The 18484-nt window shown below is 55.4% G+C and carries 17 protein-coding genes, 3 tRNA genes, 1 pseudogene and 1 riboswitch; of the genes and pseudogenes, 14 read left to right on the forward strand and 7 right to left on the reverse strand.

The genetic code is table 11. The features are described 5' to 3' along the window. Window positions 1-68 precede the first annotated feature (68 nt). Window positions 69-479, forward strand: coding sequence for a DUF779 domain-containing protein (locus tag ERE07_RS21095; protein WP_130011000.1), 411 nt, complete (start codon window positions 69-71; stop codon window positions 477-479). A gap of 7 nt (window positions 480-486) precedes the next feature. Here the strand turns inward: ERE07_RS21095 and ERE07_RS21100 are convergent, their stop codons facing one another. Beyond that, window positions 487-1419, reverse strand: a complete 933-nt coding sequence (locus tag ERE07_RS21100; protein WP_130011015.1) for a LysR family transcriptional regulator — start codon at window positions 1417-1419, stop codon at window positions 487-489. Between the two features lie 178 nt (window positions 1420-1597). Between ERE07_RS21100 and ERE07_RS21105 the strand changes: the two genes are divergently transcribed. Continuing rightward, window positions 1598-2029 (forward strand): PACE efflux transporter, encoded by a 432-nt coding sequence (locus ERE07_RS21105; protein WP_130011001.1) that lies wholly within the window; start codon window positions 1598-1600, stop codon window positions 2027-2029. Here the strand turns inward: ERE07_RS21105 and ERE07_RS21110 are convergent. Together ERE07_RS21110 and ERE07_RS21115 are read right to left on the reverse strand one after the other, a co-directional pair. Further along, window positions 1954-3240, reverse strand: a complete 1287-nt coding sequence (locus ERE07_RS21110; protein WP_130011002.1) for a D-amino acid dehydrogenase — start codon at window positions 3238-3240, stop codon at window positions 1954-1956. The genes ERE07_RS21105 and ERE07_RS21110 overlap by 76 nt on opposite strands. 156 nt (window positions 3241-3396) lie before the next feature. Beyond that, window positions 3397-3492: riboswitch (glycine riboswitch) on the reverse strand. A 19-nt stretch (window positions 3493-3511) separates the two neighbouring features. After that, window positions 3512-4972: an aminotransferase-like domain-containing protein gene (locus ERE07_RS21115; protein WP_130011003.1), complete on the reverse strand. Its 1461-nt coding sequence runs from the start codon at window positions 4970-4972 to the stop codon at window positions 3512-3514. Between the two features lie 173 nt (window positions 4973-5145). Between ERE07_RS21115 and ERE07_RS21120 the strand changes: the two genes are divergently transcribed. Continuing rightward, window positions 5146-6006: a DMT family transporter gene (locus ERE07_RS21120; RefSeq protein WP_130011004.1), complete on the forward strand. Its 861-nt coding sequence runs from the start codon at window positions 5146-5148 to the stop codon at window positions 6004-6006. Window positions 6007-6013: 7 nt separating this feature from the next. Here the strand turns inward: ERE07_RS21120 and ERE07_RS21125 are convergent, their stop codons facing one another. Continuing rightward, window positions 6014-6628: a SagB/ThcOx family dehydrogenase gene (locus ERE07_RS21125; RefSeq protein WP_130011005.1), complete on the reverse strand. Its 615-nt coding sequence runs from the start codon at window positions 6626-6628 to the stop codon at window positions 6014-6016. 135 nt (window positions 6629-6763) lie between these two features. Between ERE07_RS21125 and ERE07_RS21770 the strand changes: the two genes are divergently transcribed. Then, window positions 6764-6931 (forward strand): hypothetical protein, encoded by a 168-nt coding sequence (locus ERE07_RS21770; RefSeq protein ID WP_167671048.1) that lies wholly within the window; start codon window positions 6764-6766, stop codon window positions 6929-6931. A 17-nt stretch (window positions 6932-6948) separates the two neighbouring features. On the opposite strand, the gene ERE07_RS21130 is transcribed toward ERE07_RS21770, so the two are convergent. Both ERE07_RS21130 and ERE07_RS21135 read right to left on the reverse strand, forming a co-directional pair. After that, a complete protein-coding gene (locus ERE07_RS21130; protein WP_130011006.1) occupies window positions 6949-7569 on the reverse strand; it encodes a Fic/DOC family protein in 621 nt (206 codons plus the stop codon). A gap of 564 nt (window positions 7570-8133) precedes the next feature. Beyond that, the gene (locus ERE07_RS21135; protein ID WP_130011007.1) at window positions 8134-9303 is read right to left on the reverse strand and encodes a methionine aminotransferase; all 1170 of its coding nucleotides are present in this window, start codon (window positions 9301-9303) and stop codon (window positions 8134-8136) included. Window positions 9304-9617: 314 nt separating this feature from the next. On the opposite strand from ERE07_RS21135, the gene ERE07_RS21140 reads away from it, so the two are divergent. Further along, window positions 9618-9824 (forward strand): cold-shock protein, encoded by a 207-nt coding sequence (locus ERE07_RS21140; RefSeq protein WP_130011008.1) that lies wholly within the window; start codon window positions 9618-9620, stop codon window positions 9822-9824. A 128-nt stretch (window positions 9825-9952) separates the two neighbouring features. Here the strand turns inward: ERE07_RS21140 and ERE07_RS21145 are convergent, their stop codons facing one another. Beyond that, the gene (locus ERE07_RS21145; protein WP_130011009.1) at window positions 9953-10303 is read right to left on the reverse strand and encodes a VOC family protein; all 351 of its coding nucleotides are present in this window, start codon (window positions 10301-10303) and stop codon (window positions 9953-9955) included. A 1610-nt stretch (window positions 10304-11913) separates the two neighbouring features. On the opposite strand from ERE07_RS21145, the gene mnmG reads away from it, so the two are divergent. The 9 genes and pseudogenes from mnmG to ERE07_RS22115 all read left to right on the forward strand — a co-directional run. Beyond that, entirely contained in the window at window positions 11914-13830 is a 1917-nt protein-coding gene (mnmG, locus tag ERE07_RS21150) for a tRNA uridine-5-carboxymethylaminomethyl(34) synthesis enzyme MnmG (RefSeq protein ID WP_130011010.1), read from the forward strand. Window positions 13831-13880: 50 nt separating this feature from the next. Beyond that, entirely contained in the window at window positions 13881-14504 is a 624-nt protein-coding gene (gene rsmG / locus ERE07_RS21155; protein ID WP_245153826.1) for a 16S rRNA (guanine(527)-N(7))-methyltransferase RsmG, read from the forward strand. Then, window positions 14501-15316, forward strand: a complete 816-nt coding sequence (locus ERE07_RS21160; RefSeq protein WP_130011012.1) for a ParA family protein — start codon at window positions 14501-14503, stop codon at window positions 15314-15316. Before rsmG ends, ERE07_RS21160 begins: the two co-directional genes overlap by 4 nt. A 17-nt stretch (window positions 15317-15333) precedes the next feature. Next, entirely contained in the window at window positions 15334-16254 is a 921-nt protein-coding gene (locus tag ERE07_RS21165; RefSeq protein ID WP_130011013.1) for a ParB/RepB/Spo0J family partition protein, read from the forward strand. Between the two features lie 269 nt (window positions 16255-16523). Next, window positions 16524-17834: a short-chain fatty acid transporter gene (locus ERE07_RS21170; RefSeq protein ID WP_130011014.1), complete on the forward strand. Its 1311-nt coding sequence runs from the start codon at window positions 16524-16526 to the stop codon at window positions 17832-17834. Between the two features lie 172 nt (window positions 17835-18006). Then, a tRNA-Tyr gene (locus ERE07_RS21175) sits at window positions 18007-18093 on the forward strand. 66 nt (window positions 18094-18159) lie between these two features. Beyond that, window positions 18160-18233, forward strand: a tRNA-Gly gene (locus ERE07_RS21180). Window positions 18234-18283: 50 nt separating this feature from the next. Next, window positions 18284-18358 (forward strand) — tRNA-Thr (locus ERE07_RS21185). Window positions 18359-18403: 45 nt separating this feature from the next. Beyond that, a pseudogene (locus ERE07_RS22115) lies at window positions 18404-18484 on the forward strand (GTP-binding protein); the annotation flags it as partial.

The following is an 18484-nucleotide window of genomic DNA, read 5'->3' on the forward strand; positions in this document are numbered from 1 at the left end:
GTCACCCTTCTCCTGGGCCTGTCCAGCGACAGGCCCAGGCGTATACATGCCCGGGGAGGTGTTCCACCATGACTGTTATCGCCCGTGTTGTCGCCACGCCCGAAGCGCTCGATCTCATTGCCACCTTGCGCGCGCGCCATGGCCCCTTGATGTTCCATCAGTCGGGAGGCTGTTGCGACGGCAGCGCCCCGATGTGCTATCCCCTGGGGGAGTTTTCGGTGGGCAGCAGTGATGTACTGCTGGGAGAGCTGGACGGCTGCCCTTTCTACATGAGCGAATCGCAATTCGAGTACTGGGAACACACCCAGCTGATCATCGATGCCGTACCTGGCAGGGGCGGTGCGTTTTCGCTCGACAGCGCAGAAGGCCGGCGCTTTCTGTTGCGTTCCAGGCTGTACGACGATGAAGAATGGGCCAACGTTGCGCCGGTGAGCCGAGGCGACGACACGCCGCGCGACGCCAAGCCGCTTCCTTCATAGGAACATATCAATGCTGCGATGCGCCGGCGCCCGTCTCATCGCGGGCGCCTGTTCCGCTGGCTTCGTTGTTGAGCAATTCGATAAAACGCTGTGCACCCAGGCCCAGCGGTTTGTCCTTGAGCCACACAACGTCCACCCACAGGCGTAGCTGATTGCTGATGTTTTCGAACTCGATTTCCTTCAGCGCACCAGCCTGCGTCAAAGGCTCGATCAGCGAGCGTGGCAAATATGCCCAACCCACCCCCGCCTGCACCAGGCTCAAGGTAGCCAAATGACTGTCAGTGCGCCATATCTGGCGCGCCACCAATGTACGCGCGTCGTAGGCTTCGGTTTCCCGGCTCGTCACCGCAACCTGCCGTATCGTCAGCAAGTCTTCATGGCGCAACTTCCCGTGGCCTCGGGCGAGGGCGGGATGGTTGGGGGCTATCACGGCCACCAGCAACTCTTTGCTGACTTCCAGAAACGCTTCGCGTTCATCCGTGCCAGGCCTTTCAAACACCAGCGCCAATTGCGCGCAGCCCTCGTACAGCATGCGCATGGCGTCGGTTTGCGGCGCCGATAACACCTCGACATCCAGATAGGGAAATGTTTCGGCGAGCGTCGCCAAGGGACCGCTCCAGGGCGCTGAAAGCAATTCTGGCGCTATGGCGATGGTGAGCGTGCGCTCCAGGCCCTGGTGCAAGGCCAGGGCGTGCGCATGCAATTGACGCAGTTGGCCAGCCAGTTGCCGTGCCTGGGGTTCCAGCGCACGCGCAACATCGGTAGGACGCGGCTCACGCGCACTTCGATCAAAGAGAAGCAGATCCAGTTCCGCCTCTAGCTGGGCAATGACCATGCTCACGGCGGAAGGCACGCGCCCGAGTGAGCGCGCCGCAGCCGAAAAGGAGCCATGATCCAACACCGCCAGAAACACGCGTACATTGTCACTGGTAAAAGCCATGTTGTCTTTCATGCCCGCGCCTCGTGAAATAGGGGAAACGATTAATCTATCAGAATTTCTGATATTTACTGACTTTTTTCATCAGAAATTAGGAAATAGAATAGCTCCCGTTGCCATGCGTGATCTTGTTTTTATAAACAGGCCGCTTATGGCTTTTCGTTTTTCTGGAATGACATCCATGCAGGGCATCAAACGCAAACTGGTCTACGTCTCTTTTTATGAGCTGATCGCCATCTTCATCACCAGCATCGCGCTTTCGCTGCTGTCCAGGCACGGACTGGCTCACGCGTCGGTCGCCGCCGTCACGTCCTCGGCCATCGCCGTGGCGTGGAACCTGGTCTACAACGCGCTGTTCGAGCATTGGGAAGCCAGGCAAACGAAACGCGGCCGCAGCCTGCTGCGGCGCGTCGCTCACGCCATCGGGTTCGAAGGTGGCCTGGTTGCCATGCTGGTACCGTTGTTCGCATGGTGGCTGCAGATTTCGCTATGGGATGCGTTTGTGCTCGACCTGGGCCTGATCGTCTTCTTCCTGCTCTACACCTTTGTGTTCAACCTGATGTTCGATCGCATATTCGGGCTGCCTGCGTCCGCCCTGCAGGAATCCGCGTAGATTGTTTCGACGATTTCATGCGCTGTCGCGGCCGACAAGGTCCACCCAAGGTGACCATGGCCAGTGTTGTAATACACGCCAGGCCGCTTGCCGCGACGCACACGAGGCATCATGTCCGGCATCATGGGGCGCAGTCCCGCCCACGGAACAACTCTGGATGTATTCACGTCGAAGCTTTGCCGCACCCAGCGTAACAAAGGCTCGATCCGATCAGCACGTATGTCGCGATTGGAGCCGTTGAATTCCGCAGTGCCCGCCACACGGAAGCGGTCTTCACCCAGGCGCGATGTCACGATCTTGGCGCGCTCATCGAGCAGGCTAACCCAGGGCGCCGCCGCCTGGCTGGCGGCATCGTCCAGATGCACCGTAATCGAGTATCCCTTTACAGGATAGACATTCAGGCGATCCCCGCACAAGGCCGCAAGCCGCCGGCTACCCACGCCACCGCATACCACCACCGCATCGCCCGGCACGCGTTCGCTCTCCCCACGGCTCAGCCCGGTCGGCAAAAGGTTCAGGGTTGGCGCGCCCTCCGAAAAATCTATGCTGTGGACTTCTCGCCCGTACTTGAACTGTACGCCACGGCGTACGCAGGCTGCCGCCAGGCCGCGTGTGAATTTGTGGATATCGCCGGTGGCATCGGACGGCGTGTAATAACCGCCATAGAATTGCCCTGTCAGGCTGGGCTCAATGCTGCGGATTTCGTCAGGGGTGACTGCATAGCGCTCCAACCCTCCTTCCAACATCAGTCGGTTGGCGCGTGTGGCGACCTCAAAGCTGGCACGATCGTAGTACACATGCAAAATACCGCGTCGTTCCAGATCAAACGCTATGTCTTCCGTTTCGGCCATGTCGAACAAATGGCGACGTGCTTCGATGGCCATGCGAGTGGTCGCAACCGTGTTATCGCGATAACGCCGGATCGCGCCGACAAATTCGGCCAGCCAGGAATATTTGTGCCAGGAAGGCGTAGGATTAAGCAGCAGGGGCGCGTCTTTCTGCAGCATCCACTTGATACCCTTGAACAAGGTGCCGGATTGATTCCAGACTTCTGCGTTGCTGGCGGATAACTGGCCGCCATTGGCAAAGGAAGTATCCATGGCGGCATAGGGCAAGCGATCGATGACGGTTACATCGAAACCGCGGCGACTGAGGGTGTAGGCAGTGGTGACACCGGTGATACCGGCGCCGATAACAAGGACGCGAGACATTGATAGCTCCAGAAGAAGGCAAAATGCAGGGGTTAGCCTGCCCGTTGCCCCATCTGTCCTGTTACCTGAGAGTTTTACAACGCCAGCTGCGAACGGAGCAGCGCGTCATCCCCTTCGGTGGGTGCGATTTTTTACGCACCGCTCTCCAGATTATTTGCCTGGCCTGCAGTCCTTTTGCCTGAGAGTTTCCGGGGCGGTTGCTCCATCGGCGCCGGCGACATATAGCGTGCCGGTCTCTCCTGCAAGGCCAATAAACAAAACTGCCACGATTCTAGCAGCGCCCAGGCAAAATACCTAATAATTCCTTTGTTTTCAAGAGGCGCTCGAGAACCTGGTAGAGTTCGTCGTCTCCCGATTGGGCAATATTGAATCGCAGAAAATCACTGGCTGACTGCGACAGACTGAACACATTGCCCGGCGCAAGCACAATGTTTTCCTTCAGGGCTGCCCTGGCAAGATCAGCGGCATCCACCCCCTCTGGCAGCCTGCACCATAGAAACATCCCCGCATCAGGCCTGATCCAGGGTTTGATGCCCAGCGATTCAAGCCTGGCCACGACCGGCCCCATAGTCTGGGCCAGCCTGAGACGCAAGCTCTCGACATATCGCCGGTAGCTTCCATCCTTGAGCATGCGATAAACCAGTTCAATCGCCAGACTATTGCCACCGAAGGTCGTTGCGATCTTCAAGTCAACCAGTTTGGATATCCAGTCTGGCCGCGCGGCAATGTATCCGCATCGCACCGCGCCAGACAAGGTCTTGGAAAAGCTGCCCACATGCACCACGTGGCGCAGGCCATCAAACGCAGCAAGCCGGGGCGAGGGTTCTTTTTGAAAGTCCGCAAAAATGTCGTCCTCGACAATAAGCAGGCCATGCTGCTCCGCCAGGCGCAACACGCGATGCGCGACCAGCGGCGACAACGTTGCGCCCGTCGGATTCTGTGTTGCCGAGTTGGTCATGTACAAACGTGGCTTGTGCGCAATGAGCGCATGCTCGAACCGCTCCAGATCGGGCCCTGATGGGGTGAAGGGTACGCCCACAATCCTGGCCTGATGCGCGCGCAGCAATGCGTGAAAATTGAAGTAGCACGGATCATCCACCAATACGGTATCGCCTGGCTCAAGCAATAAACGACAGATGAGATCCAGGGATTGCGTTCCCGAATCCGTCAACACGATCTGCTCGGGCGTCACGTCGATGGAAGCCTCGGCCGCACGCCGGGCCAGCAGCTGTCTTAACGGCCCCAACCCCAGGGGAGAACCATAATCGCCCAGTGTCGCCGTATCGGCCCGCGCACAAGACCGCAAGGCCTTGCGCAGAGTGTCGTGAGGCAGCCAATCGGGCGGCAGCCACCCACACCCCGGCTTGAGCATGGCATTGCCCGCCGTCAGAGCCTGATGCGCCACCCAGAGCGGGTCGACGTCGCGATCAAGCCGTGGGCCGACATCCATCAATGACAGCGGCATGGCCGGCGCAGACACATAAAAGCCCGATCCACGCCTGGCCTGTATTACACCCTCTGCCGCCAGGCGATCATAAGCGTCCACAACGGTGGACTTGGACACGCGCATGCTTTGCGCCAGGCTTCGGATGGACGGCAGCCGGGCGCCCGTTGACAGTTGCCGGCTGGCGATACGTTCGCGCACGGAACGCATGACTTGTTGCGTTAATGTTTCGGATAAATGCCCAGGCTCGCTGCCCGTCTGAAAGAAAGTGTTCGGCACGCTGCACATGGTTCAGTCCTACGTCACGCTGTACTGTATTTTATATCCATACAGTTATTCAAAATTGTACTGATGCGTATCTAGGCTCGAAACACATCCATCACGCACAATACACGCATACCATTTAACGCAGATGTTTCTTTGGAAACCTGCTTTTTCCTTCGTGCGTCACTGGATGAGCTATGCAAGACAAAACACGAGGCTGGCTGAACGGCCTGCTCGGCGTCATTATTTTCAGCGGTTCGCTGCCCGCTACACGCGTTGCGGTCAGCGGATTCGATCCGGTTTTCCTGACGGCGGCGCGAGCGAGCATTGCCGGTGTACTGGGCTTGCTGCTCTTGATCGCGCTGGGCGTATCACGCCCTCGTCGCAAGGATATGGCCTCGCTGGTTACCGTGGCATTGGGTGTCGTGGTGGGGTTCCCACTGTTCTCCGCATTGGCGCTGCAATCTATAACCGCCGCGCGGTCCCTTGTTTTCCTCGGCCTGCTGCCGCTGGCAACAGCCCTGTTCGGCGTCGTGCGCGGCGGAGACCGCCCTCACCCGGCATTCTGGGCATTTACGGTGCTCGGCAGCCTCTGTGTTGTCTCTTTCGCACTCGCCCAGGGGGCTGAGGCGTCGGTCCGGGGCGATCTGCTCATGCTTGCCGCCATCATCACCTGTGGCTATGGGTACGCAGAAGGCGGACGCCTGTCGCGCCATCTCGGCGGTTGGCAAGTGATCTCCTGGGCTCTGGTCATTTCACTGCCTGTCATGCTCTTGATAGGTTGGATTTTCTTGCCAACGCAATGGCAGGGAATCAGCGCAGCCGCCTGGGGAGGCTTGGCCTATGTATCGCTGTTCAGCATGTTGATTGGCTTTTTCTTCTGGTACCACGGCTTGGCCAAGGGCGGTATTGCGGCGGTAGGGCAACTGCAACTGCTTCAACCCTTCATGGGACTTGGACTGGCCGCCATTTTGCTGCACGAGGAAGTCAATAGCGCAATGCTGGCCGCCACCTTGGGCGTGGTGGCTTGCGTAGGGTTTGCAAGACGTTATGCCTAGCCCCGGCTTACGGAGTATCCGCCGCATGTGATTCTACCGGGACGCCAATGCAATACAAGGTGACCACTTCCATGTGGCTTTCCAGGGCCAGATACCGCTTGAGTTGCTGCTCGTCTATGCCCATAACGACTACACCGCCCAACCCCTGCGCGGCAACGCTCAAGGCCATGTTCTGTACGGTCGCGCCAGCCTCAAAGTCTACATAACGCTTGCCCCGCATGCCATCGGCTTGCTGATCACGAAAATGTTCCAGCGCCCGGCGTATGTCTGCCGTGATCACCACCACGACTGCCGCTTGTTCCAGCCATTCGTCACCCGCCAGCGAAACGGAAAGCAGAGCACCTGCAGCGATGTTCAGATCACTGCGGCGCAGTTCGCCTTGCCGCGGCTCGAATTCGTATACGCCTGGTTCCAGATCCGACGCGCGACGCACCAGAACAAACAGTTTGAGGGGATACAAGGCATGCGCCGAGGGCGCCATGCGTTTCTCATCTCCGGCTCGCTGCCCCTGCCCCGCATGCAGCACGCGCATGAGCGCATCGGCTGGCACTGCCGCCGACGAATACCGCCGGCCACTTTGCCGTCGCAGCAGTAAGGTTTCAAGCGTGCGTTGCAGCTCCATATATCTCCCGAATCGTCAAGGTTAGCGCACAGTCCTGTCGTGTAAGGTACACAATAACGCCTGTGCATTGGGGTTTGGCTTTTTTCATACATTGATAAAGACTATAATTCCCAGGTGCAAAACCTAAATCTTTCAATGAAAATCGAGCCCGTCGTCATTGCCGAGCCGTCCTTGCAAACGCGCATTATTCGCGCCGTGGCAAGCTCCACTGCCATCGAAACCGGCCAGTCCATTAAAGACCTGGAAGCTTTCCTCAAGGCCCAAACCAGCAAGTTCCAGCAACTGACTCTCGCAGCCGCCTAGCAACCCGGCTGGTACCGCTATTTGCCGTCCAGGGCGCGTTCAACCCACAACTTCATGGGCTCGTAATCGAGCCCCAGGCCTCGCTGTATCGCTGCAATGTAATCATTGCGGCCTGATTCCCAACTGCTGTAATCCAGCGGCCCTTCGCCCGCCTGCGCAGCCATCACATCCGCCAGCAATCGCGAAATTCGACCGTTCCCCTCTCTGAAGGGATGCATGAGAATGAACTCTACGTGCGTCACTGCAATCGCCTCGATCAATTGCGCCGTGTCGTAACCTGCGCACGAGGTATAGCGCATCAGACAGTTCTGTTCGAATTCGGCCATTAGCCGAGGTATCTGCGCGGCAGGCGCAAAGGGAAATCCACCCTTGCTCATGTTCACCGAACGGCCCTGCCCGGCCCAGGGATAAATATTGCCCAGCCAGCGCCTGTGCCAGGTTCTGATGTGAGCCATGGTGAGCTGGCCCATGGGCAAGTTATCCTGCAGCACGAACTCATAGAGCTTTTGCAAGAGCACGAGCTCCGCTTCGTCCATATCTGCCGGCACAGTGATACCCAGCTTGTTGGCGAGTACCTGATCATTGGAACCCGGCTCGAACATGCCTTGTGCACCGGCCACATCGTATCGAGTGATCATGGCTTCCCTTGGCGGTACGCTGACACGGACATTGTAGGCAGGCTTTTCCGGCCATGGGAACACTGACAGCATTTGCCTGCACCGCGCCTCACTCTGGCAGACGATGCCGTGCGTAAGCGACAGCGACCGTCTTCCAGACCAGTGCGGCACCGTGGATAATTACAATTAGTTGCAAAATAAGTATTCTGCGTGACCAGCCAACCTGCCTGTGGATAACTACGGGAGTGGACAACTGTGCATAGCCTGTTGATTGCTTCTGGACAAAACGGTATTGATCCACACCCAATAAACTTGTCCGCAATCTGTACACCAGGTAAACATGACTTATGCCCATGCACAATCAGTCTTTAACTTACTGAAATAAAAGCGTTTTTTTCAGTTGTACGAGTTATCCACAGACACCCATTATCAGTACCATTTTTAAATAAAAGAAGTTATCAAAACCTTTACCTCCCACGCCCCAGCCATCCCATTTACAAAACATCCTGCAAGGCTATACTGCAACGCATCGAAGAAGCAGGAACACACGGAAACCATGAAAGTCGCCTCTCCCCGCTCGTTTGGCTACAGGGCTGTCAATCGCTCGATCGCGGCGTTCAACGTGTCATCCCGCTTGGCAAAACAAAATCTGGCCAGACGATGATTGGAATGAACAGCATTGGGATCACGGTAAAACGCAGACACGGGAATCACGCCCACACCGTGCTCGATGGTCAGCCAGCGTGCAAAATCAGCCTCCGGCAGATCCGACAAGGCGCTGTAGTCTGCAAGCAAAAAGAAAGTCCCTTGGCTTGGCAACGGTTTGAACCGCGTTTTGGCAAGCCCGTCAGCCAGACGATCACGTTTTTTCTGATAGAACGACTGCAGATCCAGATAAGGTTTTGGATCTTTCATGTACTGGGCCAGGGCAACTTGCATGGGAGACGTCACCGTAAACACCAAAAACTGATGCACTTTTCGAATTTCGGTTGTCATCCACTCGGGCGCGCAGCAATACCCGATTTTCCAGCCAGTGGCGTTGTAGGTTTTTCCGAAAGAAAACACGGTAATGGCATTCGCGGCAAGAATCGGGCTGCGGGCTAAACTCAAGTGTTCGTAGCCGTCAAAGACCAGGTGTTCGTAAACTTCATCTGATAACAGGATGATTCCGGTTTCCTGCACAATGGTTTCCAACGCTGCGATATCCGATTCCTGGAGTCGAATACCCGTTGGATTATGAGGAAAGTTAAGTACCAGCATTCGGGTTTTCGGGGTAATAGCATCGCGCACCCGTTGCCAGTCCACTCGATACACCTGGCTTGATTCATCGGGCAGCAACATGGGAACCGATACCGGCACGCCGCCCGCAAGCTTGATGGCGGATATATAAAGGTCGTAAAAAGGCTCAATGACAATAACTTCTTCACCCGTACGCACGAATGCCAGAATGCTTGCCATCAAGCCTTCGCTCGCGCCCGCCGTTACCGTAATGTCGGTATTCCAGTCATAAGCATGGCCATACTGGGTTTCTATTTTCAAGGCTATTTCCTGGCGTAGTGCGGGAACACCAGCCATCGCGGGATACTGGTTATGTCCTTCGCTCATGGCTTTGCTAACCAGATCCAGGAGACGTACATCCGGATTGAAATCCGGAAATCCCTGGCCTAGATTGATAGCCTGATGATCTATCGCCAACTGACTCATTACGGTAAATATTGTCGTGCCGACATCTGGAAGTTTTGACTGGAAATTCATGTTTCTTTGAATACGGAAAGGTGTGGATTAATGAGTTCTTGAATCGATTATGTTGACGCTTTTATTAAGCCTGGCGTGGATATGACGGAAAAATACCACATTGGGGTAAACAAGCATTTGATAAAGCGAGAATGCATAGTTATGCTCGTATTTGCAGTTTTAATCAAGCGGTGCGCAGGGTTCGCGGGGTAGTAATCTATTAGTCTTCCGGCGCTTGTAATGGCTATATGCCAGGGCCGAAGTTAATGAAGTCTGGTTCGTGCAGGGCGTCCTTGGTTATATGCATTTTTCATTTTTTTAGGACGCTACACATCATGGCTCAAAAGGGCAAAGTAAAATGGTTCAATGCCGATAAAGGTTTCGGCTTTATCACACCAGACGAAGGCGGCAGTGACGTTTTCGCTCACTTTTCAGCAATCGAAGGCCGAGGCTATCGCAGTTTGAATGAAGGGCAAGAAGTCGAATTCGAAGTCAAAGACGGCCCCAAAGGCCCCCAGGCTGAAGGAATTCGCTCTCTATAATTTCTGCCCTCTGAGGGCGTGATGCACAGAAAAAATGCCTGCCTAACAGCAGGCATTTTTGCGTTGAATGTTTATTACTGGCGATCTCTTTATATAGTTTATGCCCTTGCAAAGTTGCCGAGATCAGGTCAAAGATGAGTTAAAACATTGACTAGCCTGCCCGCCGGATCCTTTACGTAAAATCGTCGCACGCCCCAGGGCTCACAGGTCAGGTTGTAAACAATCTCATATCCCAGGGCCTGTGCTTGCGCATAGACCTCATCAACATTATCGACCTCCACCGATATATCGGGAACCTCCGTGCCGGCCCCTCCCTCCCTGGCTACGCTAACTTGTATGGACTGTTGGCCCTCTCCACAAAACGTGACCAGCCAGCCATGATCCATGCCCACGTTCAGGCCCAAGAGCCCCTCATAAAACATTCTGGCTGCCTCAGGCGTTTCAGTTTTCAGGTTGGCAACAATGCGCAGAACGGACATGTGATCATTTCCATAACGGGAAGGGGTAGGAAAACAAAGTCACCGCCGCAGGTATTCCCAATATATTCAATGATTTGCTGTGCTTCCCCACATATTGCACACACGCTATGCACAGGCTTATCCACTTATACAGAGTTATACCGATATTATCCCCAGGGTTATCCACATCAGGATAATTATGCGACTGAATGCCTAAAGTAAAACATGCCATGTTGAATGAATCAACGCCTTTGGTTGTTTTCTCAGTTGATTGAACATGGCGTCAAAACCGTGGTCGCCCTTCGCCGAGCCATTGAGTAAGTACCAGTATTTGTTTAATGGGTAGGAACAAGCGTCGACCCGCTTCACAAGCAAGATTAATGAAGTTTGTTTCGGTAGATGTTGTTTCACGTGGAACGTCGCATGCATACTTAAAAATTGTCGGATATGTAGCAACAGCCTGAGAACCAAGTGCCAGAAATACTAACAGCGCGCCCGATACTCTGTGTTGTACGAATATGCAGCACGTCCGTCCTCGTCCCTGAACTGTACACAAGAGTTTGTTTCTCGTGAGACCCATTCGTATAGTGGATTGATCTGTAACCTGGATAGTCTTAAGTAAAAAGGGCTGTTGTCAGACAGAGACTGGGTTGGTTTCACGTGAAACAGTTATATGGTGATTAACTTATGGTTCTGTTTAGCATCGAAAAATCAGCAGTAAGGTGAATGTGCCCGATATGGCGATATGGCAGCGAAGATTTAGTATTCACTACTTCAACACTGTGCTCTGTCTTTGAGCTATCTAACTATATCTAGTGATTAATGTATGGTGTTTCACGTGGAACATGAGCTGTATGCCGTTAGGCGTGCAACCCGATTGATTTGATGCAGTCCAATCAGCAATCAAGTCAGTAGCAGCCGAGCCAGCAGTCGAGTCGGTAACAGTCCGATCAGCAATAGTCCAATCAGCAATAGTCCGATTATCAATAGTCCGATCACCAGCATCAACTATTCAAAGAGCCGTGTTTTTTCGAATTCAATGTTTCACGTGAAACCACGATGCTGCCATACCTTGTTCCGGACTTTATGCAGGATCTACATGTTTAAGGTTTGGTTTTGAACCCGTTCGGGACTTTTCAATGTCGCAGGGATGATTCTTTTTGCCGATGCCGATGCCGATGCCGATATTTGGGTTGACATCACCTACGCCTCGGCAGTTAGAGGCCCGTCGTTTGACTTTAAGGCGAAATTTCGATACGTGCTTGAAGCGTCGCTTCTCTGGCATCACATATCATGTTTCACGTGGAACATGTGTTGATGGTGTTTGTAGGAGCGCTTTTCTACTCAGAATTTTGCATTGACCGGAGAAACACGCTCTGGTTTTAGTCTGAACGGACCAACGATTGTTGTGTACGTCACAATGCTTTCTGGAACAAGCAATACACCGGTAGGTGTCTTAGCGTGTAGGCATCTTTGCTGGGTGTGCAGGCTGAGACTGAGAGAAAAGCTGCTTGCCGAGTAGAGCGAGCGTTTCACGTGAAACACGCTATATGTGTTGTTTATAGCACGCACGCCCATATGCTTGGACGGTATAATTGAACATTAAGGCCCATAGTCGCTAGAGCGAAACAATGATTTACCCGGACGAATTCGACGTTATTGTCGTCGGTGGAGGGCACGCTGGCACCGAAGCAGCGCTCGCTGCAGCAAGGTCAGGCGCAAATACCCTTCTTCTTACACACAACATGGAAACCTTGGGGCAGATGTCTTGCAACCCCTCTATCGGAGGAATTGGCAAAGGCCATCTGGTCAAGGAGATAGATGCCTTGGGTGGCGCGATGGCGTTGGCCACAGACGAGGCTGGGATACAGTTCCGTATTCTCAATCGATCAAAAGGGCCCGCTGTACGGGCGACAAGGGCCCAGGCCGATAGATCATTGTATCGGCGGGCTATCCGTGTTCGTTTGCAGCAGCAGCCCAATCTCACTATTTTCCAACAGGCCGTGGATGACCTGATGTTGGAAGGCGATCGTGTGGTTGGTGCCGTGACGCAGATAGGGCTGAGGTTTAAAGCTAGAACGGTTGTGTTGACGGCCGGCACGTTTCTTAATGGATTGATCCATGTGGGACTGGATCACTATTCAGGTGGGCGAGCGGGTGACCCTCCAGCAATTACTTTAGGCCAACGTCTCAAAGAACTTAAGCTTCCTCAAGGGCGGTTGAAGACGGGTACGCCGCCACGCATCGATGCCCGCTCAATAGACTTCAGCAAAACAGAGACACAACCCGGCGACAGCAACCCGATACCGGTGTTCTCGTTCATGGGTTCTGCCGCCATGCATCCTGCGCAGATGCCTTGCTGGATTACACATACTAACGAGCGTACTCACGAGATCATACGTTCTGGTCTGGATCGTTCTCCGATGTATAGCGATAGCGGCACCATCGAAGGGATTGGTCCACGCTATTGCCCGTCCATCGAGGACAAAATTCATCGTTTTTCCGATAAGCCGAGCCATCAAATTTTTCTGGAACCAGAGGGGGCCACCTCAACGGAAATCTATCCGAACGGGGTATCGACAAGCTTGCCCTTTGATATTCAGATAGCGATGGTCCGCACGCTGCCGGGTTTGGAAAACGCCGTGATCATGCGTCCGGGCTATGCGATTGAATACGATTTTTTTGATCCACGTGAATTGCGCCCCACACTCGAAACGCGCGCCATAAACGGTTTGTTCTTTGCAGGGCAAATAAACGGTACAACTGGCTACGAAGAAGCCGCGGCCCAGGGCTTGTTGGCAGGGCTGAACGCAGCCCGCCAGGCACGAGGCGAGGAGGGATGGTCTCCCTTGCGTAACGAGGCCTACCTCGGTGTGCTGGTTGATGATCTGATTACGCGTGGCGTGACCGAGCCCTATCGGATGTTTACCTCCCGCGCGGAATATCGTCTGAGTTTGCGCGAAGACAACGCCGATATGCGTTTGACGGAAATCGGGCGAAAATTGGGCATTGTGGACGATGCGCGCTGGGATATGTTCAACAGGAAACGCGACGCGGTGGCTGCAGAAATGGAAAGACTGAAGTCTGTTTGGATAAGCCCAAAGGTGCTGGATGCTCAGGCGTCGATACAGTTATTTGGCAAGCCGCTGGAACGCGAACATACCTTGCATGATTTGCTCAAACGCCCGGAGCTGGATTATTCAACCTTGATGACGCTGCAAACGGCCGAGGGCGGTGCGCTTGCTGGCCCAGGCCTGGATGATCCTATTGCTGCCGAGCAGGTCGAGATACAGGTCAAGTATGCCGGTTATGTCGCCAAGCAACTCGAAGAGGTCAAGAAACAGGCATCGCAGGCGTCGCAGGCAATTCCGGCAGACATCGATTACGACGCCATCACTAGTTTGTCTATCGAGGTGCGTCATCGGCTCAAAGCCAGCCGGCCAGAAACCATAGGACAGGCCAGCCGTGTATCGGGCGTTACGCCCGCCGCCATTTCGCTATTGCTGATTCATATCAAACGCATGCAGTATAGGAAGAAAGCAGCCTGATGATAGTTCCGGACACTTACCGTGCCAGAATACAGGCCGCGGGCGCAGGGATGGGTGTAGCGGTATCCGCGGATCAGGCGCTGGCGTTGCAGGCTTATATTGAGCAATTGCAGCGCTGGAACCGCACCTACAATTTGACGGCCTTGCGCCATCCTGATCAGATGCTGGTGCAGCATATATTCGACAGCCTTTCGATCGTCAAGCCGATTTCTGAAGAACTGTATAAAAACACAGTTAATAACCCCAAGATCATGGACATTGGCTCGGGTGCTGGCCTTCCTGGGGTCGTGTTAGCTATTATGAGGCCCGAGTGGCAAATTGAGTGTGTCGACGCTGTGCAGAAGAAAATGGCTTTTGTGCGGCAGATGTCTGGCTCGCTCAAGCTACCGAATCTGCAAGCGACCCATGCGCGCGTCGAGCAGCTTGGCCCTGCGAACGCCGACATCGTTGTATCCCGGGCTTTTGCCTCACTGGCAGATTTTGCCGACCTGGCAGGGCGGCATGTGGCCTCGCAGGGATGGCTGCTAGCCATGAAGGGCCAGTCGCCGGACGAGGAACAGGCTGCGCTGCAGCAACAAACAAATTGGCGGGTATCCAGGCTGGAACCGCTGCATGTGCCAGAGCTGGACGCCCAGCGTTGCCTGGTGTGGATGAGTCGTCAAGGAAATCTATGAACGCAAATAATTCCGCCAACATATTCTGCATAGCCAATCAGAAGGGCGGTGTCGGTAAAACCACTACGGCGATCAACCTGGCCGCGGCGCTGGCAGCCCTGCGAAAGCGGGTATTGCTGATTGATCTCGATCCCCAGGGTAACGCGACCATGGGTAGCGGCGTCGACAAGAACGGGGCGGGAGAGCATCTGTATCAGGTGCTGATAGGAGACGCCACAATCGCGCAGGCGCGCGTCAAGTCGGAGTCGGGGGGGTATGATGTCTTGCCGGCCAATCGGGAGCTCTCAGGCGCGGAAATCGATCTGATCCAGATGGAGTCGCGCGAGCAGCAGCTCAAGAACGCAATCCAGCACGTGGTCAATGATTACGATTTCATTTTGATCGATTGTCCGCCCACGCTGTCGCTGCTGACACTCAATGGGCTTGCTTCGGCGCATGGTGTCATCATCCCGATGCAGTGCGAGTATTTTGCGCTGGAAGGGCTGTCCGATCTGGTGAACACGATCAAGCGCGTTTACAACAATATCAATCCCGAACTCCAGCTCATCGGTTTGCTGCGTGTCATGTTTGATACGCGTGTAACGCTGCAGCAACAGGTCTCGTCGCAGATAGAAACGCATTTCGGCGAAAAGGTGTTCAAGACCGTCATCCCCCGCAATGTGCGGTTGGCGGAGGCCCCAAGTCATGGGCTGCCGGGGGTGATCTATGATCGCAACTCGCGTGGCGCCAAGGCATATGTCGAATTTGGCGATGAGCTGCTCAAGCGCGTCAAAAAAGAAGCATTGCGCCAGCAAGCGCGTCCACGCATCTGAACTTACAGGAAAAGCAAATGGCAACAAGAAAACCCAAGGGTCTGGGCAGAGGTCTGGACGCGCTGCTGGGCGAAGATGCAAAAGTCATAGGCAGCCTGGGCAAACGGCCCGAAGAACCTCAAAAGCCTTCTACGCTCAAGCTCGATGTACTGCAGGCCGGCAAGTATCAGCCTCGTACGCGCATGGATGAAGGCGCGCTGGGCGAACTGGCCGACTCCATTCGAGCGCAGGGCATCATGCAGCCTATCCTCGTGCGCCCCTTGTCCGGAAAAAATGCGGGCAAGTACGAAATCATCGCAGGGGAGCGGCGCTACCGCGCCGCCCGCCTGGCGGGTCTGGACGACGTGCCCGTGCTGGTTCGCGACGTGGCGGACGAAAACGCCGCGGTCATGGCCTTGATCGAGAATATTCAGCGCGAGGACCTCAACCCGCTGGAAGAAGCGCACGGCGTGCGCCGGCTGCTGGATGAATTTGGCCTGACGCACGAGCAGGCAGCCCAGGCCATCGGCAGGTCGCGCCCCGCAACCAGCAATCTGCTGCGTCTATTGAACCTGGCCGAGCCGGTGCAAACCATGCTGCTGGCCGGCGATATCGATATGGGCCACGCGCGGGCGCTGCTTGCCGTAGAGGCGGCCAACCAGATCCTTCTGGCCAACGAGATTATCGCCAAGCGTTTATCGGTGCGCGAAGCCGAAAAGCTGGTGGCGCGCAGCCTGCGGGAAGCCGACGAGGCAGCCGCCAGGCCGATTCGCAAGGCCACGACCCAATCAGGCGACGCCAAGCGGCTCGAAGAAGCCCTGTCAGACTATCTTGGAACGCGCGTCAGCCTGAAGATGGGCGCCCGCAACAAGGGTCAGCTGATGATTGATTTTCATGGGTGGGAACACCTGAATGCCCTGCTCGAGCGCCAGGGCATGTCTGGGCTGCTTGAAGGCTGATCGCACGCAGTCCAGGCCGCTTTCGCGAGGCATGAACTGCGGGATTACCCTGATGGGGTAATCCCATGCCTGTTGGCATAGCTGTGGTAGCATCCTGCCTGCAAATCGGGTGCGGCTCGCATAAACGCATGAACCTCTCTGCTTCCGGGCTGGTATAGCCCCGGCGTTGTCCGCACGCCCCTTACCAATATTTCAATTTGTCGTTTGCCAGCGCGACCGTTGACGCACGTCCGGACGCAGGCAGTCCCATTCTTGTTCTGGAGTCAAAAATGTTCAAGGCTTTATCCCGGTCGTCGGTCAAGCTGGTTGAGCGGTATCTACCCGATCCTTATATCTTCGTCGTGCTGCTCACCCTGATCGCCGGTATCGCTGCCGTATTCGTGGAGCAGAAAACGCCCATGGAGGTGGTCACGATGTGGGGCGACGGCTTCTGGGGGCTGTTGGCCTTTACCATGCAGATGGTGCTGGTACTGGTCGCCGGATACATCATGGCCAGTACGCCGCTGGTCAAGCGTATTCTCGCTGCGTTGGCGTGTCTGGCGCGCAGTCCGGGTTCCGCGATCATCCTGGTGACGGTCGTCGCGCTGGCGGCCAACTGGATCAACTGGGGCTTTGGCCTGGTGGTCAGTGCCTTGTTCGCAAAACAACTGGCCCGCACGGTTCGCGTGGATTATCGCCTGCTGGTTGCCAGCGCCTACTCGGGTTTTGTGGTCTGGCACGGGGGCCTGGCGGGTTCCATTCCCCTGACGATTGCCACCGAAGGGCATTTCCAGGCAGACAAGATCGGCATCATTTCTACGTCGGACACCATCTTCTCTTCCTATAACCTGTTTATCGTTCTGGCCATGTTCATTGCCGTGCCGCTGGTCAATCGCCTGATGATGCCGGATGAGAAGGACAGTGTGTACGTCGACCAGGAGGCGCTGCAGGACAAGGTCGTGGCGGCCGAAAAAGATGACCGCCCCGCGGCCCGTCTGGAGAACAGCACGGTGCTGGCCATGCTGATCGGTTTTGCCGGGCTGGCCTATATGTTTGACTATTATGTTGTACGCAATGGCGGCTTGAACCTCAATATCATCAACTTTACCTTCCTGTTCCTGGCCATTGTGCTGCATGGCAATGCCCGCAATCTGCTAAAGAGCCTGGATGAGGCCATCAAGGGCGCCGCGGGCATCGTGATCCAGTTCCCGTTCTATGCTGGCATCATGGCCATCATCATGCACTCCGGCCTGGCGGTGAGCCTGTCCGACTGGATGACCTCCCTGGCGTCGGCAGGCAGTCTGCCCTTCTGGACCTTCATGAGCGCTGGCATCGTCAATATCTTCATTCCTTCCGGCGGCGGCCAGTGGGCCGTTCAGAGCCCGGTGGTGATTGCGAGCGCTCAGGCGCTGGGCGCCGACATGCCGCGCGTCGCGATGGCTGTCGCCTGGGGCGATGCCTGGACCAACTTGCTGCAGCCTTTCTGGGCGTTGCCGGTGCTCGCGATTGCCGGGCTCAAGGCCAAGGACATCATGGGATACTGCCTGATCCAGCTTTTTGTGACGGGCGTCATCATTTCTGTCGGACTTACCTTTTTCTGACCGGGATCGCCTCTTGTGGGCGACAGACGGCTAGCCAGCAGGCAAGCCGTCTGCGAGGCGTCGCACGGGCCTGAATGCAACGTGCGATTAACGCCTAGTACGGGAAATCAGCAATAGCGCTGTCAAAGTTGACATGCTCAAAAAAATTCTTCATAATTCGGAGTTCGCTTTTGGTGGGATGCCCGAGTGGTTAAAGGGGGCAGACTGTAAATCTGTTGGCCTTGCGCCTACGTTGGTTCGAATCCAACTCCCACCACCAAGAATGCAAAACTGGCGCGTTTGGTCCTGATTTTAAGGCCTGGGCGCGGCGGGTGAAGGATCCTTTGCGGGTGTAGCTCAATGGTAGAGCAACAGCCTTCCAAGCTGATGATGAGGGTTCGATTCCCTTCACCCGCTCCAGTTCGGGTTTTTGAATGTCGCCTTTCATGGGCGGGAAGCATAAAGCAGATGCCCATGTGGCTCAGTGGTAGAGCACTCCCTTGGTAAGGGAGAGGTCACGCGTTCGATCCGCGTCATGGGCACCACTTATTTATTTTTATAGCTCTATCCCATCGTCAGGAGAGTCAGCCATGGCAAAAGAGAAGTTTGAACGGACCAAACCGCACGTCAACGTAGGCACGATCGGTCACGTTGACCACGGCAAGACCACC

Origin of the sequence: Allopusillimonas ginsengisoli (assembly GCF_004153455.1) — a bacterium.
GTDB lineage: Bacteria > Pseudomonadota > Gammaproteobacteria > Burkholderiales > Burkholderiaceae_B > Allopusillimonas > Allopusillimonas ginsengisoli.